General features: G+C 68.0%; 13 protein-coding genes and 2 riboswitches. Of the genes, 6 read left to right on the plus strand and 7 right to left on the minus strand.

Annotated elements, in window-relative coordinates; genetic code table 11:
- Positions 1 to 476 precede the first annotated feature (476 nt).
- Positions 477 to 950: a metallophosphoesterase family protein gene (locus tag GPA22_RS19915; RefSeq protein WP_169257813.1), complete on the plus strand. Its 474-nt coding sequence runs from the start codon at positions 477 to 479 to the stop codon at positions 948 to 950.
- 60 nt (positions 951 to 1,010) lie between these two features.
- Here GPA22_RS19915 and thiC read toward each other — a convergent pair whose 3' ends face one another.
- The 6 genes from thiC to GPA22_RS19945 form a co-directional block, all read right to left on the minus strand.
- Positions 1,011 to 2,927, minus strand: a complete 1,917-nt coding sequence (thiC, locus tag GPA22_RS19920) for a phosphomethylpyrimidine synthase ThiC (protein WP_169257814.1) — start codon at positions 2,925 to 2,927, stop codon at positions 1,011 to 1,013.
- 104 nt (positions 2,928 to 3,031) lie between these two features.
- Positions 3,032 to 3,868 carry a bifunctional hydroxymethylpyrimidine kinase/phosphomethylpyrimidine kinase gene (gene thiD / locus GPA22_RS19925; protein WP_169257815.1) on the minus strand — a complete coding sequence of 279 codons (837 nt, stop codon included), beginning with the start codon at positions 3,866 to 3,868 and terminating at the stop codon, positions 3,032 to 3,034.
- 69 nt (positions 3,869 to 3,937) lie between these two features.
- Positions 3,938 to 4,041: riboswitch (TPP riboswitch) on the minus strand.
- A gap of 6 nt (positions 4,042 to 4,047) precedes the next feature.
- Positions 4,048 to 4,734 (minus strand): hypothetical protein, encoded by a 687-nt coding sequence (locus GPA22_RS19930; protein ID WP_246264555.1) that lies wholly within the window; start codon positions 4,732 to 4,734, stop codon positions 4,048 to 4,050.
- On the minus strand, positions 4,734 to 5,348 hold the full coding sequence (locus GPA22_RS19935; RefSeq protein ID WP_169257816.1) for an SCO family protein: 615 nt from the start codon (positions 5,346 to 5,348) through the stop codon (positions 4,734 to 4,736). The genes GPA22_RS19930 and GPA22_RS19935 overlap by 1 nt, the downstream gene beginning before the upstream one ends.
- A 10-nt stretch (positions 5,349 to 5,358) precedes the next feature.
- Entirely contained in the window at positions 5,359 to 6,846 is a 1,488-nt protein-coding gene (locus GPA22_RS19940; protein ID WP_169257817.1) for a cbb3-type cytochrome c oxidase subunit I, read from the minus strand.
- Positions 6,847 to 6,858: 12 nt separating this feature from the next.
- On the minus strand, positions 6,859 to 7,389 hold the full coding sequence (locus GPA22_RS19945) for a cupredoxin domain-containing protein (protein ID WP_169257818.1): 531 nt from the start codon (positions 7,387 to 7,389) through the stop codon (positions 6,859 to 6,861).
- A 197-nt stretch (positions 7,390 to 7,586) separates the two neighbouring features.
- Here GPA22_RS19945 and GPA22_RS19950 point away from each other — a divergent pair, with 197 nt between their 5' ends.
- A complete protein-coding gene (locus tag GPA22_RS19950; protein WP_169257819.1) occupies positions 7,587 to 8,927 on the plus strand; it encodes a sigma-54 interaction domain-containing protein in 1,341 nt (446 codons plus the stop codon).
- Positions 8,928 to 8,952: 25 nt separating this feature from the next.
- Here GPA22_RS19950 and GPA22_RS19955 read toward each other — a convergent pair whose 3' ends face one another.
- Positions 8,953 to 9,531 (minus strand): TMEM165/GDT1 family protein, encoded by a 579-nt coding sequence (locus GPA22_RS19955; RefSeq protein ID WP_169257820.1) that lies wholly within the window; start codon positions 9,529 to 9,531, stop codon positions 8,953 to 8,955.
- A 1-nt stretch (position 9,532) separates the two neighbouring features.
- Positions 9,533 to 9,720, minus strand: a riboswitch (yybP-ykoY riboswitch).
- A gap of 155 nt (positions 9,721 to 9,875) precedes the next feature.
- Here GPA22_RS19955 and GPA22_RS19960 point away from each other — a divergent pair.
- The 4 genes from GPA22_RS19960 to GPA22_RS19975 all read left to right on the plus strand — a co-directional run bounded on the left by GPA22_RS19960 (position 9,876) and on the right by GPA22_RS19975 (position 16,364).
- On the plus strand, positions 9,876 to 11,255 hold the full coding sequence (locus GPA22_RS19960; protein ID WP_169257821.1) for a carbonic anhydrase: 1,380 nt from the start codon (positions 9,876 to 9,878) through the stop codon (positions 11,253 to 11,255).
- A 158-nt stretch (positions 11,256 to 11,413) separates the two neighbouring features.
- On the plus strand, positions 11,414 to 12,061 hold the full coding sequence (locus tag GPA22_RS19965) for a TetR/AcrR family transcriptional regulator (RefSeq protein WP_169257822.1): 648 nt from the start codon (positions 11,414 to 11,416) through the stop codon (positions 12,059 to 12,061).
- Positions 12,058 to 13,146, plus strand: coding sequence for an efflux RND transporter periplasmic adaptor subunit (locus GPA22_RS19970; protein ID WP_169257823.1), 1,089 nt, complete (start codon positions 12,058 to 12,060; stop codon positions 13,144 to 13,146). Before GPA22_RS19965 ends, GPA22_RS19970 begins: the two co-directional genes overlap by 4 nt.
- Positions 13,143 to 16,364 (plus strand): efflux RND transporter permease subunit, encoded by a 3,222-nt coding sequence (locus GPA22_RS19975; RefSeq protein ID WP_169257824.1) that lies wholly within the window; start codon positions 13,143 to 13,145, stop codon positions 16,362 to 16,364. The genes GPA22_RS19970 and GPA22_RS19975 overlap by 4 nt, the downstream gene beginning before the upstream one ends.

Genomic DNA, 16,364 nt, shown 5'->3' on the forward strand with positions numbered 1-16,364 from the left:
GCCTCCTCCGCCCCCACCGCCGCCTCCGCTGCGCGGCATGCTGGAAGAAGTCGAGTCGCTGGTGCCGCCGGTGGTTGCACATCCTGCGCTGAGCGCAAGGAGCGCAGAAAAGATCGCGATCAACAGTTTGCGCATGATGCCGTCCTCCTTAAGGATGGATTCTTGTTCAGGCGCTCCCGTTTCGGGATCATGGACGCGGAAACGGGGCATGAATTGGATCGGTGGCGGGGGGTGAAGTTCGACCCGCAGCCGGCGCCGACGCGGGCTGTCCGTGTGTCGCTGCAGCGTCGCGGGCGGCTTTCTGTGCCGCGGCACGCTGCTTCGCCAGATCCATCGGGTAGGGACCGTAACGGTGCTGGTCGGCGGAGGTGCCATCGACGGGCTTGTTCCACCCCTAACCCGTTCACGCCGTCGGGGCTTACCATGCCGGACGGAATGATCTCCACCTCGACCTGAGCCTGCACCCGGGAGTCCCCATGTACCGCATCGGCCTGATCTCCGACACGCATGGCCTGCTGCGCCCCGAGGCGCGGGAGGTCCTCGCCGGTAGCGACCGCATCATTCACGCCGGGGATGTCGGTGCGCCGGCGATCCTCGATACCCTTGCGCGGATTGCCCCGCTCACGGTCGTACGCGGCAACAACGATCGCGGCGAGTGGGCCTGCGGATTGCGCGAAACGGAGACTTTGCGTGTCGGGGGCGTCGTGATCCACGTGATCCACGATCTCGCGGATCTCGCGCTCGATCCCGCTGCGGCGGGAATCCGCGTCGTGGTTTCCGGCCATTCGCACAAACCGCGCGTGGAGGGCCGGGACGGTGTGCTTTACGTGAATCCGGGCAGCGCGGGCCCGCGCCGGTTCACCTTGCCGGTTGCGGTCGCCGAACTGGTTATCGAAAGGGATGAGGTGTCCGCGCGCATCGTCGGGCTGCCGATTCCCAAGACTCGCTGAGGGCAAAAAAACGGGCCGCACCGGGCGGCCCGTCATCGGCGATGGTGTCGACGTGCGGCGTCAGATCTTGCTGTACACCTCGGCGCCGGCCTTCACGAACTCGACCGACTTCACTTCCATCCCCTTCGCCAGCGCCTCGTCTTCCTTGAGGCCTTCCTTCGCCGCGAAGTCGCGCACGTCCTGCGTGATCTTCATCGAGCAGAAGTGCGGGCCGCACATCGAGCAGAAGTGCGCGACCTTGGCCGATTCCTTCGGCAGCGTCTCGTCGTGGAAGCTCTTCGCCTTGTCCGGATCGAGGCCGAGGTTGAACTGGTCTTCCCAGCGGAACTCGAAGCGCGCCTTGGACAGCGCGTTGTCGCGGATCTGCGCGCCGGGGTGGCCTTTCGCGAGGTCGGCGGCGTGGGCGGCGAGCTTGTAGGTGATGATGCCTTCCTTGACGTCGTTCTTGTCCGGCAGGCCCAGGTGCTCCTTCGGCGTCACGTAGCACAGCATCGCGGTGCCGTACCAGCCGATCTGCGCCGCGCCGATGCCGCTCGTGATGTGGTCGTAGCCCGGGGCGATGTCGGTCGTCAGGGGCCCCAGCGTGTAGAAGGGCGCTTCCTTGCAGTGCTCGAGCTGGAGATCCATGTTCTCCTTGATGAGGTGCATCGGCACGTGGCCCGGGCCTTCGATGATGGTCTGCACGTCGTGCTTCCACGCGATGTCGGTGAGCTCGCCGAGCGTCTTCAGTTCACCGAGCTGCGCGTCGTCGTTGGCGTCGTAGATCGAGCCGGGGCGCAGGCCGTCGCCGAGCGAGAAGGCCACGTCGTAGGCCTTCATGATCTCGCAGATGTCTTCGAAGTGCGTGTAGAGGAAGCTTTCCTTGTGATGCGCGAGACACCACTTCGCCATGATCGAGCCGCCGCGCGAGACGATGCCGGTCATGCGGTTCGCGGTCATCGGCACGTAGCGCAGCAAGACGCCGGCGTGGATCGTGAAGTAGTCGACGCCCTGTTCGGCCTGCTCGATCAGCGTGTCGCGGAAGATCTCCCAGGTGAGTTCCTCGGCCTTGCCGTTCACCTTTTCGAGCGCCTGGTAGATCGGCACCGTGCCGATCGGCACCGGCGAGTTGCGGATGATCCACTCGCGCGTTTCGTGGATGTTCTTGCCGGTCGAGAGATCCATCACCGTGTCGCCGCCCCAGCGGATCGACCAGGTCATCTTGTCGACTTCTTCCGAGATCGACGAGCCGAGCGCCGAGTTGCCGATGTTGGCGTTGATCTTCACGAGGAAGTTGCGGCCGATGATCATCGGCTCGCTTTCCGGGTGGTTGATGTTGTTCGGGATGATCGCGCGGCCGCGCGCGACTTCCGAGCGCACGAACTCGGGCGTGATCTCGGCCGGGATGGAGGCCCCGAAGTGCTGGCCCGGATGCTGGCGGGTCAGCAGCTTCGCCATCTTCTCGCCGGTCGGGCCGGTGCCGCGCAGCGTCTCGACGTAGGCGCGGCGGTTCATGTTCTCGCGGATCGCGACGTATTCCATCTCGGGCGTGATGATGCCCTTGCGTGCGTAGTGCATCTGCGAGACGTTGGCACCGGCCTTGGCGCGGCGCGGATGGCGGTGCAGGCCGGGGAAGCGCAGCTCGTCGAGCGATTGGTCAGCGGCGCGCATGCGGCCGAATTCGGACGAGAGGTCCGCGAGCACTTCGGTGTCGCCGCGCTCCTCGATCCACTGCTGGCGCAGCGCGGGCAGGCCGGAGCGGATGTCGATCTTCGCGCTCGGATCGGTGTAGAGGCCGGACGTGTCGTAGACGAAGATCGGCGGGTTCTTCTCGCCGCCGAAGGCGGTCGGGGTGTCGGCCTGCGAGATCTCGCGCATCGGCACCTGGACGTCCGGGCGCGAACCTTCGACGTAGATCTTGCGGGAGTTCGGCAGCGGCGCGATCGCGGCCTCGTCGACGTGCGCCTTCGCGGCGATGAATTTTTCGGTGGCGTTCATGGTGCTGTCTCCTGGGGATTCGCTTGACGGCTTATGTGTTTCGGCGGATCAAGGGCCGCACGGCGCGGCGGGGGGCGGTTTCGGGTTGCGTCGGGTTCGGCGTTTCAGCCGCGCCACAGCGCGTGGAAGTGGTGGACCGGGCCGTGGCCACTGCCCACCGACAGCGCGCCGGAGGCGGCGATCGCGCGCAGCAGGTAGTCGCGCGCGTCACGTACGGCCGCCTCGACGGGACGGAACCCGCCCGCGCGTTGCGGCAGCAGCGCCGCGATCGCCGAGGCGAGCGTGCAGCCGGTGCCGTGGGTGTTCTTGGTCTCGATGCGCGGCGAGGGCATTTCGATCATGCGGTCGCCGTCGAAGAGCAGATCGACGACTTCGCTGCCGGGCAGATGGCCGCCCTTGAGCAGCACCCAGCGCTCGCTCGAGAGCGGCAGCATCTCGCGCAGGCGCTCGGCGGCGCGGTACATCTCCTTCACGGATTCGGGCGGACGCTGTTCGAGCAGCACGCCCGCTTCCGGCAGGTTCGGCGTCAGCAGGAAGGTGCGCGGCAGCAGCGCCTCGATCAGCATCGCGACGGCGTTGCGGGCGAGGAGGTGATCGCCGCTCTTCGCGACCATCACCGGGTCGCACACGACGTTCGGCGCATCGAAGTGCGCGAGCCGGTCGGCGACGGTGGCGACGATGTCGGCGCTGCCGAGCATGCCGAGCTTCACCGCGTGGATCTTGACGTCGGCGAACAGCGTGTCGATCTGCAGGCGCAGGAAATCGGTCGGTGGCGCATGCACGCCGGTGACGGACTGGGTGTTCTGTGCGGTGAGCGCCGCGACGACGCCGCAGCCGTAGGCGCCGAGCGCCGAGAAGGCCTTGAGGTCGGCGAGAAGCCCCGCGCCACCGCTGGGATCGACGCCGGCGATGGAGACGACGTTCGGGATCGCGCGGCTCATCGGCGCACCAGACGCTTGCTGCGGGCGGACGAGCGACTCGAAGCGGGGAAGGACGAAGCGGACTTGCGGGTGTTCATGAATGCGTTTCCCTACGCCGGCGCGACCCGGATCAGGTTCAAAGGGACTGTCTCAGCCCGCACAGCCGATACATGCGGGCACCCCTAACGGAACTTTGAACGTTACCGGAGCCGGTCGGTGCAGGCAAGCGCTTTTCTGCCCAAGGGCGGGTCTGCGCCGTCCTGCACTTGTCCGCGGCCGATAACGTGCGAAGACGTCGCGCGTGAGGCGTCGCATTCCGCGTTGCCGCCGACGAACAGCGAGGCGAGCCATCCGGCGAACAGCAGCAGCGCGAGCTTCACCATCAGCCAGCCGGCGCTCTCCTGCTGATCGACCAGATAGCTGTTGCACACCCGCACCGGCGCGGCGATGTAGAGCCAGCCGAGCACGGCGAGCATGCTGATGAAGTTGGTCCAGAGGAAGCCGCGGCCGATCGTGCCGAGCCGCCGCCATGCGAGCGCGAGCGGCAGGCCGACGAGCACGGGCAGGCTGACGAATTTCGCCGCTTCGACAGGCAGGTGTGCGAGCGCCTCGTCGAGCGCGCGCGGCAGCATCCACCAGGTCGATGAAAACAGCGCGACGACGACGTGCGGGATCGGGCCGCCCGCGGCGGCGAGCAACGCTTCCTGCCAGGCGTCCGGCAGCAGGCGACAGGCGACGAAACCGAGCGCCGCGAGCAGCGGAATCTGCACGAGCATGTGGCCGCTCATCGTCGCTTCGAGCCAGGCGCGCGCCGCCGGCGTCGCGAGCAGCAGGTACAGCGCGGCGAGGATGCGCAGGCCGATGCCGGCGCGGGTGGCGGCGTTCATCACAGCGCCTCCCTGAGCCTGTCGGCGAAGCGTAGCGGGGCGTCGAGGTCGGCGATCTCCGCGAGCCGGCCGTCGCGGCCGACGAGGTGGATCGCGGCGTTGTGCTCGAATCCGCCGAAACGGTCGGCCACCACGACGATGCCGAAGGCGCCGAGCAGCGCTTGCAACTGGTCCGTGTCGCGCACGCGCACGATCCGCCAGTGCTCGCCGTCGGCGCCGTGGCGGGTCCCGTAGGCCTTCAGGCTCACCGGATCGTCGCGCGCGGGGTCGAAGCTGATGCTCAGCAGCGCGACGTCGCGCCCGAGCGCGTCGGCCGGCACGCGGTCGCGGATCTGCTTGAATGCCACGCCGAGGCTGTTGCAGATCGTCGTGCAACGGGTATAGATGAACTCCACCGCGAGCAACCGCCCACGGTAGTCGTCGAGGCCGAAGACGCGGCCGTCCTGGTCCTCGAGGACGGCCGCGGGCAAGGGGCGCGGCGCCCGCAGGATGTCCGCCCGGCGTGCGGTCTCGGCGGTGAAGGCCGTGAACCCGTCGGTGCCCCGCCAGAAGGTGCCGGTGCCGAGGACGGTCACCAGCGCCGTGACGGCGACGCTGCGCGCGACCGCATTCATGTGCCGCAGCTCACGCGGTCGCGGCGCGTGCGACCGGCGCACGCTGGTAGTCGTGCCGCGCCAGGCCGATGCGGGCGAAGAAGCGGCCGACGAACAGCAGCGACGAGGCGATCACCAGCACCGCGAACACCGACGCGATGCGGTCGTACGGCAGCCATTCGGGCAGGTGGGCGGCGTAGCGGCGCGCGACGCTTTCCTTGCCGGAATACAGGAAGCTCAGCGTGAAGCCCAGCACCGACGACGCGAACAGCCAGAACGCGATGCGGTCGATGAGGCGGTCGTCGGCCTCGTGGTCGGGCTTGCCGAGGTAGTACATGAAGCCGAACACCATCGTCACCATCCCGAGCAGCAGGTAAGTGTGGAAGTGCCCCGGCACCCACAGCGTGTTGTGCATCACGTAGTTCACCGTGATCGTGCCGTCGATGAAGGCCGGCATCGCGCCCGCGGCCCAGCCGAACAGCGACAGGAATAGCAGCTTCGACGCCATGTCCCAGCGGATGCCGGAGCGATAGACGATCATCAGCGCGCCATAGCCGGTGACGACGAGAATCGGCACGGTGTTCAGGTAGCCGATGATGTGGCCCATGATCAGCATCCACTTCGGGAACGCGAAGTCCATCAGCAAGTGATGCGGGAAGATGAACAGCACCATCAGCGTCGACGCGGTCCATGAGGCGAGGAACACCTTGTTCGATTTCCACGGCCGCTGCGTGTAGCGCGGCAGGATCTCGTACACCGCGATCACCGCCATGTAGATCGTGGCGTTGATGAAGACGTGGCCGAAGAAGTAGATCATCCCCTTGGCGAGCAGCGGGTCGATGTCGAAGCCGGGCACGTAGAGGTTCACCAGCATCATCGTCAGGATGCTCGCGCCGACGACCAGGCCGATGACGTTGACGATCGTGACCATCGCGCTCGCGACCACCGTCGGCGGCGGCGCCTTGCCGTCGTCGTGGCCGAAGAGCTGCGGCCAGCCGAGCGCGCGCGCGAAGTTGCCGTAGCGCGCGACGATCGCGCGGGCGACGTCCAGATGCAGCAGCAGGAAGCCGACGCCGATCACGAGCAGCCCGCCCATGAAGAGCGCCGCCGCATCCGCGCTCCACATGCCCATCGACTTGGCCGGCAGCGGGAACAGGAAGGTCCATGCGCCGTGGAAGCGCCCGAGCAGCACGCTCGCGAGGATCATCACGACGCCGGCGAGAAACAGCACGAGGTTCGCGACGAAGATGCGCGACGACAGCTCGACGTGCTGGCGCAGGAAATGCCACATCACCGACGCGCCGGCGATCGCCGCGATGCCCACCATGCCGGCGCCGTGCAGGGTCATCAGCTGGTAGAAGCGGTCGGCACCGATCGAGATCCACTGCGCCTGCTCGAGGCGCATTAGCAGGCCGAAGACCATCATCAGCAGCAGCACCGCCGCCGAGGTCGCCAGATACGCCAGCACGCCGGCCTTCGCCCCGTGGTCGGGGCGGTGTTCGTATGTGTAGGTCGCCATGTTCCTGTCCCCTTAACGAGCGTCGACGCGGATTTCAGTCATCATGTTGTGGTGTGCGACGCCGCAGTACTCCATGCACAGGATCTTGTATGTCCCGGGCTCCTCGAAGGTGTGGCGCAGCGTGTTGGTGTAGCCGGGCATCCCCTGCGTCTGCGCGACCAAGTGCAGGTTCGCGTCGTAGATGCCGAAGCCGTGGTTGACGTCCGCGCTGGTGACGCGGAATTCGACCGGCTGGCCGGCGGTGACGTGGTCCTGGCTCAGTTCCCAACGCCATTGATAGCCGGTGGCGTCGATGACCTGCACGGCGCCCGAGCCCGTCCGGGCACGCGTGGCGCCATAGGGCAGATCCATGAGCGTGTAGATCATGGCCGGTCCGAACACCAGCACGAGCCCCCAGAAGAGACGGGTGCGCAGACGGTAGGCGCGTATTTGCAGCGGTGCATAGTCGTCCTGCCGCCGGCCGGAATTGATGGCGACGAAAGCGAAGCCGAAGGCCACGAGCGTCATCAATACGAGTGATAGTTGCCAGGCAATGGGTTGCACGATGGGTCTCCTGTCCGTGTTGTTCATGGTCGGGACATGGACGTCCCCCTGAACAGCACATAGCCAGTGCCGTGCCACATTCGCCAACCGATTGATGTCAATCATTTTTCCGTTGTCGCGTCGATGTTCAAATGCGTTCATCGATCCACGCTGAACGTTCATCGCGAACGTTCAATCTGAACGGAAGGGCCATCACCATGCCGAGCCTGGCTACCTTGCACGTGTTTCTCGACAGCCTCGAAGAGGGCGTCCTGTTTCTCGACGCCGACCGGCGCGTGCTCGAAATGAACAGTGCGGCGGGCCGCATGATCGGGCGCGACAATCAGCGCGTCATCGATGGGCTGTGCCCGACGCTGTTTTCCGGCACCGAATGCGCGCGCGCATGCGAAGACCGCGGCCAATGTTCACTGACGCCGGCGAAGGGCGAGGACGACAAGGTTCAGGACATTGTCCTCAGGACGCCCGCCGGCCTCGACATGCCGCTGCGCATGTGGGCGATGCTGCTGCCGCCGAACGATTCCGGCCTGTACTGCGCGATCATCCTGCGCGACCGCTCCCGCGAGGTCGAACTCGAAGCCGAGGTGCGCGACCGCTGGCAGATGGGCGGACTCACCGGCCGCAGCCGCGCGATGCAGGAGCTCTACCAGAAGGTGCTGCGCGTTGCCGCGAGCGACGCCAACGTGCTGATCACCGGCGAGAGCGGCGTCGGCAAGGAGCTCGTCGCTCGTGCGCTGCACGACAACTCGGCTCGTGCGAAGGGGCCGTACGTCGCCGTGCATTGCGCTTCGCTGCCGGAGAGCCTGCAGGAGTCCGAACTGTTCGGCCACGCGAAGGGCTCCTTCTCGGGCGCCACCGGCATGCGGGTCGGGCGTTTCGAAGCGGCCAACGGCGGCACGCTGCTGCTCGACGAGATCGGCGAGATCTCGCCCGCGACGCAGACGCGGCTGCTGCGCGTGCTGCAGGAGCGCGAGGTCGTGCGCGTCGGCGAGAACCACCCGCGCAAGGTCGACGTCCGCGTCGTCGCCGCAACGCATCGCGACCTGGCCGCGATGGTCACCCGCGGCGAGTTCCGCGAGGACCTGTACTACCGCCTTCATGTGCTGCCGCTGCACGTGCCCGCCTTGCGCGAGCGCCGCGAGGACATCCCGCTGCTCGCGGGCAGGCTGCTCGGCGAACTGGGCGAACGCTACCGGCGCCCCGACCTGCGCCTGTCGCCGGAAGCCATCGCCATGATGGAAGCCTTCGCCTGGCCGGGCAACGTGCGCCAGCTCTTCAACGCGCTGGAATACGCCGTGGTGAACGCCGACGGCCCGACGATCCTGCCGCGGCACCTGCAGCGGGAACTGGCGGCGTCCGTTGCCGTGCCGCCCCCTGCTGCCGTCCCGCTGACGCACTACTACACGTCAGGTCTGACCGAAGACGAGGAGCGCGCGCAGATCCTCCGCGTCGTCGAAGAATCGGGCGGCAACAAGGCGGAAGCCGCGCGGCGTCTCGGGATGTCGCGCACGACCCTGTGGAAGCGGCTCAAGTCGGCGTGAAGCACATGCGCGGTCGGGTGGCGTCTCAGCGCATCCCGACGCCGACCAGCGCCGCTACGCCGAGTGCGCCGAAGATCGACGCGGCGATGCCGTGCACCAGCTTCACCGGAATGCGCTGGGCGATGCCGTTGCCGAGAAGCACGGCCGGCACGTTCGCGATCATCATGCCCAGCGTCGTGCCGGTGACAACCGCCGCAAACGCGTCGTATTGCGCGGCCAGCGCGACGGTGGCGATCTGCGTCTTGTCGCCCATCTCGGCGAGGAAAAAGGCGACGATGGTCGTGGCGAGCACGCCGAACTTGGGTGCGGTGATCTCGTCTTCGTCGAGCTTGTCCGGAATCATCATCCACACCGCCATCGCGATGAAGGACAGCCCCAGCACCCAGCGCAGCACGTCCGGGCCGAGGAGGGTAGTGATCCAGGTGCCGACCGCGCCGGCGAAGGCGTGATTTGCGATGGTGGCGATGAAGATGCCGGCGATGATCGGCCACGGGCGACGGAAGCGCGCGGCGAGCATGAAGGCGAGCAGTTGCGTCTTGTCGCCGATTTCGGCGAGCGCAACGATGCCGGTGGAGATTGCGAGGGGTTCGAGCGGGAAGTTCATCAGGTTCTCCGGGCCGGCGCGTGACCGATGACCGCACGCCTCCCCGGCCCGAAACAATCGGAGCGCATGCGGCCAAAAGTCTCGCCAGGTCCGAGGACTGGCCACGCCATGCCCGGACGGGCAAGTTTGTTGACGTGGTCCCTCCGAGGGGATCGGAGGCGGCTACTCCCTAATGACGGCGCGGATTGTAACCGTGCGGACGAGGCGTGGGAAGGGGCCGGCAGGCGCGCCCGAAAGAAACGCACTAAAGATTCGCCGGCAGCTGCCGAAGATTGCCTCGTGGAGGATCCGGTCTCGCGGCAGGATCCGGTCCTTGTCGCCCCTTGTCTGTCGCCACATCCGCCATGACTGCTCGTCCTTCCATCCTTTGCGCCCTGCTCGCGATCCTGTTGCTGCCGGCGGGGGGCGTGCGTGCGGAGCAGACCTGGGACGTGGTCGTGCGCGACCGCGAACGGATCGTCGAGATCGACCGGTCGAGCGTGATCCAGTCCGACGGCGGCGAGAAGGTCGCATGGGGGCGCATCGTGCTTTCCCCCGAACGCGCCGCGATCGAGGGTTTTGCGTCGGTGAAGGCGCTGAGCCGTTACGACTGCTACAACCGCAGCTTCTTCACGCTGAAGCGCGTGTACATGGACGACCGCCACGTCGTGCTGCGCGAGGAGGGCGGGCTGGACGAGCGCCCGGTGCTGGCGGCGCGCAACAGCGTCGACGAGCGCCTCTGGCAGGAAGTGTGCAAGCCGCCGTCGGTGAGCGATCTGAAGAAGGTTGCGCGCGCCGTCACGGCAATCGCCGAGGCTGCGAATGCCGACGCGGGCGCCACGCCGCTGGTCCCGCTGCGGCGGTCCGCGGCGGCACCCGCCGAGGCTCCGGCCAGGGAGAGCGCGCGCATCGCGCGCCAGGCGAAGGGCAAGATGCCGGCGGCTGACGCGAAGGCGGCGCCCGTCGTTGCGCAGCCGGCCGTTCCGCGCAGTGCGGCGCCTGCGACCACGGCGCTGGCTGCGCTTGCGCGCACGCCCGCGCCTCCTGCGATCGAGACGGGCTTGCCGCGCCCCGACTGGAGCTACGAAGGCGAGCGCGGCCCCGACAAGTGGGCTTCGCTGCGTCCGGAATGGGCGACCTGCGCCCAGGGCAAGCGGCAGTCGCCGATCGATCCGCGCGACGGCATCGTGGTCGATCTCGAAGCGCCGCGCTTCGACTACCGCGAAACCGGTTTCCGCATCGCCGACACCGGCCGCACGCTGCGCGTGCATGTCGAGTCGGGCATGGGCGTCGTGCTGCGCGGCCGGCGCTACGAGCTGGAGTTCTTCGAATTCCACCGTCCCTCGGACGAGCGCATCGGCGGGCAGGCGTCCGACATGGTCGTGCATTTCCATCACCGCGACGCGGCCGGGAACATCGCCGTCGTCGGTGTGCCGCTCGAAAGCGGCGATCGTCCGCACCCACTGATCCAGACGTTGTGGAACAACCTGCCGCTGGAGCGCGGTACGGACTACGCGCCGTCGGTGAGGATCGACCCCGCAAGCCTGCTCCCCACGACCTTCGGGCACTACCTGTTCATGGGCTCGCTCGAAGCGCCGCCCTGCACCGAAGGCGTGCTGTGGGCCGTGATGAAGGAGCCGCTCCACCTTTCATCCGACCAGCTGGCGATCTTCGCCCGCCTCTACGCCCGTAACGGCCGTCCGCTCCAGCCGCAGAACGGCCGGCTGATCCTCGAATCGCGCTGATCCGGATATTCCGGGCCGCGCCGCCGCGCGCGTGTTCACCTTGAATTCCTCGATCCGGGCAGCTAAATTACTGACCAGTCAGTTATTAACTACCCCGCCGTGCGCTTGCATGCCCCCTTCGCACGTGCCGCCCCGGCATCATCCGAGGGATCGAACCGATGACAGAGACGCAGCCGGCACGCCGCCGACGCCGCAAGGAAGCCCGCCCCCAGGAACTCACTGCCGCGGCCCTGTCGCTCTTCGTCGAAAAGGGTTTCGCCGCCACGCGGCTCGACGACATCGCCGAGCGCGCGGGCGTTTCCAAGGGCACCCTGTACCTGTATTTCGACAGCAAGGACGCGCTGTTCAAGGCCGTGATCCAGGAAGGCGTCGTTCCCGCGCTGCACGCCGGCGAAGCACTGCTCGAGCAGCACGACGACCCGCTCGAACTGCTGCGCGCGATCCTGTCGGGCTGGTGGGAGCGCATCGGCAGCACCGAACTCGGCGGCATCCCCAAGCTGATGATGTCGGAAGCGGGCAATTTCCCGGATGTTGCGGCCTATTACCAGCGCGAAGTCATCCAGCGCGGCACGGCGCTGCTGCGTGCCGCCGTGTCGCGTGGCATCGCACGCGGCGTGTTTCGCGAAGTCGATCTCGACGCGATCTGCAGCGTGTTGATCGCGCCGCTCGTCTATCGCGCGATGTGGCGGTACTCCTTCGGTCCCCGTTGCGGCCAGGAGGCCGACGTCGGGCCGTACCTGAAGACCTATTTCGACCTGATCCTGAACGGCCTGATGGCCCCGGTTGCTGCGGGAGACACGCAATGAAGACGAAACTGGCGGGCATCCTGCTGGCCGCGCTCCTCGCCGGATGCTCGGGGCCGCCGCCGGCCGAAAAGCCGCCGCGCGCGGTGCTGGTGCGCAGCGTCGCGGGCGGCAGTGGTCCGGAAGTGCGCGTCTATACCGGCGAGGTGCGAGCGCGCCACGAGGCGGACATCGGGTTTCGTATCGGCGGCAAGCTTGTCGAGCGTAACGTCGATGTGGGCGCCAGAGTGCGTCCCGGAATGGTGCTCGCGCGCCTCGACCCGCAGGACGTGAAGCTCGCCGAGCAAGCGGCCGCGGCGCAGGTGTCGGTGGCGGAGGCCGACGTCGCCCTCGCGCGCGTCGAGTTCGAACGCGTGCAGAACCTGCATGCGCGCAACTTCGTCAGCGCCTCGGCGCTGGACGGCCGGCGCACCTCACTGCAGGCGGCCGAGGCGCGGCTGCGCCAGGCGCGCGCACAACGCGCCACGGCCGGCAACCAGGCGGCCTATGCCGCGCTGACCGTTGCGCACGAAGGTGTGGTCACGGCCGCACCGGCCGAGGTCGGGCAGGTCGTCGCCGCCGGCCAGCCGGTGCTGCGCGTTGCCCGGCCCGAACAGCGCGAAGTGCTGATCCACGTGCCGGAAAGCCGCGTTGCCGAGCTGCGTGCCGGCGCTCCGGCCGCCGTGCGCGCCTGGGCGAATCCCGCCCGCACCTACGCCGGCAGCGTGCGCGAGATCGCCCCTGCGGCCGACGCCGCGACGCGCTCCTATGCCGCGCGTGTCGCCGTCGCGGATGCCGACGACGCGCTGCCGCTCGGCGCCACCGCAAGCGTCGCCTTCACCGAAGCGGCCGCAGCGCAGACCGTGCTGCCGCTGACGGCGGTGACCCGCGTCGACGGCCGTGCGACCGTGTGGACCGTCGATGAGGCGTCGCGCCTCGTTCCCGTCGAAGTACAGACGGGCGAATTCCGCGAGGACGGCGTCGTCGTGCTCGGCGGGCTGTCCGCAGGCACGCGCGTCGTGCTGACCGGCGTGCATCGCCTCGTTGCCGGCGAAACCGTGCGCGCGGTCGATGAATCCGCACCGATCGCACTGGACGCCGGCAAATGACGACCCCGCGCGAGTTCCACGAAGGGCGTTTCAACATCTCAGCCTGGGGGCTGCGCCACCAGGCGCTGGTGCTCTATCTGATGGCCGCATTGGCGCTCATCGGCATGTTCTCCTACACGCGTCTCGGCCAGTCGGAGGATCCGCCCTTCACTTTCAAGGTGATGGTGATCCGGACCGAATGGCCCGGTACCGCGGCCGAGGAAGTTGCCCGCCAGGTCACCGACAAGATCGAGAAGAAGCTGCAGGAGGTCCCGCAGGTCGACGTGCTGCGCAGCTTCTCGCGCCCCGGCGAGTCGATGGTGTTCTTCGTCGCCAAGGATTCGACGCCGGCGCGCGAGATCCCCGGCGTGTGGTACCAGGTGCGCAAGAAGATCGGCGACATCAGCCACACCCTGCCGCAGGGCGTGCGCGGCCCGACCTTCAACGACGAATTCGGCGACACCTACGGCAACGTGTTCGCGCTGGTCGGCGAAGGCATGGACTACGCCGAGCTCAAGCGCTACGCGGAGGCGATCCGCAGCGAACTGCTGCGTGTGCCCGACGTCGCCAAGGTGAGCTTCTTCGGCGAGCAGGCCGAGCGCGTGTACATCGAACTCTCGAATACCAAGCTCGCGACCTTCGGCCTCTCGGTGCGCGACATCACCGGCGCGCTCGCCGGCCAGAACACCACCACCGGCGCCGGTTTCTTCGATACCCACGATGAGCGCGTGTGGCTGCGCCCGAGCGGTGCCTTCGAGAGTCTCGACGCGATCCGCGGCACCGTGATCCGTGCGCAGGGCCGCAGCTTCCGCCTCGGCGACGTCGCCGAGGTGCGCCGCGGCTTCGCCGACCCGCCCGGCGAGCGCATGCGCTTCAAGGGCGAGGACGCGCTCGGGATCGGCGTGTCGATGCGCGCCGGCGGCGACATCATCGCGCTGGGCCGCCATCTCGACGAGGCCATCTCGCGCATCGACGCGCAACTGCCGGTCGGCGTGCGTCTCGAACGCGTCGCCGACCAGCCGCGCGCCGTGTCGCGCTCGGTCGGCGAGTTCGTCCGCGTGCTCGCCGAGGCGGTCGTCATCGTCATGGCGGTGAGCCTGCTGTCGCTCGGCCTGCGCACCGGCGTCGTCGTGCTCGTGATCATCCCGGTGGTGCTCGCGATCACCTTCCTCTTCATGCACCTCTTCGACATCGGCCTGCACAAGATCTCGCTCGGCGCACTGATCCTCGCGCTGGGCCTGCTCGTCGACGACGCGATCATCGCCGTCGAGATGATGGCGACCAAGATGGAGCAGGGCTGGGAACGCGCGAAGGCGGCGAGCGCCGCCTACGTCTCGACCGCGATGCCGATGCTCTCGGGCACGTTGGTGACCGCCGCGGGTTTCCTGCCGATCGCCACGGCCGCATCGGCGACCGGCGAATACACGCGCTCGATCTTCCAGGTCACGGTGATCGCGCTCCTCGTGTCGTGGATCGCCGCGGTGCTCTTCGTCCCGTGGCTGGGCTACCACATCCTGCCCGACTTCCACGCGCAGCGCGGCAAACCGTCGGCGCTCGCGCGCCTGCTCGGCCGCCTGTCGCCGCGGCTCGGCGCGCGCCTTGCCGAGCGCGACGCCCACGCGCACGAACTGCACGACGAATACGCGATCTACCACACGCGCTTCTACACGCGCTTCCGCGCCGTGGTGGATGCCTGCGTCGCGCACCGCTGGCTCGTCATCGCGCTGACCGCCCTCGCGTTCGCCGCCTCGCTGGTCGTGTTCGCCCGCTTCGTCCCGCAGCAATTCTTCCCCGAATCGACCCGCCCCGAACTCCTCGTCGACCTGCGCCTCCCTGAAGGCGCGTCCCACCAGGCCACCGAGCGTGCCGTCACGCGGCTCGAAACCTTCCTCCGCGCACAGCCGGGCATCGAAAACTACGTCGCCTGGCTCGGCGGCGGCAGCCCGCGCTTCTACCTGCCGCTCGACCAGCAGCTGCCGCAGACGAGCTTTGCCCAGTTCGTGATCCTCACCGAAGGCCCCGAGGCGCGCGAAGCCCTGCGGACGAAGCTCATCGAGCTGTTCGACCAGGCGCCGGCGGAGCTCATCGGCGTCGTCAATCGCCTCGAGAACGGCCCGCCGGTCGGCTTCCCGGTGCAGTACCGCGTCAGCGGGCAGGATCTCGACGAGCTGCGGCGCATCGCCCACGACGTCGCCGCGAAGATGCGCGCCCATCCGCAGCTCTCCAACGTCCATCTCGACTGGGAAGAACCGTCGAAGCGCGTGCGCCTCAAGGTCGACCAGGACAAGGCGCGGCTGCTGGGCCTATCGACGCAGGACCTCGCCACGCTGCTCAACACTTCCGTGCAGGGCTTCGCCGTCACGCAATTCCGCGAAGGCACCGAAACCATCGACGTGATGCTGCGCGGCGCCGAATCCGAGCGCGTCCATCTGGGGCTGCTCTCCGACCTCGCGGTTCCCGTCGGTAACGGACGCAGCGTCTCGCTTGCCCAGGTCGCCACGGCCGAATACGGCTTCGAGCAGGGCGTGATCTGGCGCCGCAACCGCATCCCGACCGTCACCGTGCGCGCCAACCTCTACGGCCCCGTGCAGCCTGCCGTCGTCGTTGCCGACCTCGCGCCGCAGATTGCCGGGATCCAGTCCGCGTTGCCGCTCGGCTACCGTATCGAGGCCGGCGGCTCGGTCGAGGAGAGCGCCAAGGGCGGCAAGTCGGTCGCCGCGGGCATGCCGCTCTTCCTCATCGCCGTGCTCACCGTGCTGATGCTGCAACTGCAGAGCTTCTCGCTCGTCGCGATGGTGATCCTCACCGCGCCCCTCGGCATGATCGGCGTCACCGGCTTCCTGCTCGCGTTCAACAAGCCCTTCGGCTTCGTCGCGATGCTCGGCACGATCGCGCTCTCCGGCATGATCATGCGCAACTCGGTGATCCTCGTCGACCAGATCCGCCAGGACCGCGAGCACGGCCGCAGCGCGTGGGACGCCATCGTCGAGTCGACCGTGCGCCGCTTCCGCCCCATCATGCTCACCGCCGCCGCCGCGATCCTCGCGATGATCCCGTTGTCGCGCAGCGCCTTCTTCGGCCCGATGGCGGTCGCGATCATGGGCGGCCTCACGGTCGCGACGGTCCTCACGATGATCTTCCTGCCCGCCCTGTACGCGGCGTGGTACCGCGTGCGGCGCGAACCGCAGGCCATGCCGCGCGGGCAAGCGGCAGCGCCCGCGGCGCAGCAAGTGCGCTAA

The sequence above is a fragment of the Aromatoleum toluvorans genome, assembly GCF_012910905.1.
In the GTDB taxonomy this organism is placed as follows: domain Bacteria; phylum Pseudomonadota; class Gammaproteobacteria; order Burkholderiales; family Rhodocyclaceae; genus Aromatoleum; species Aromatoleum toluvorans.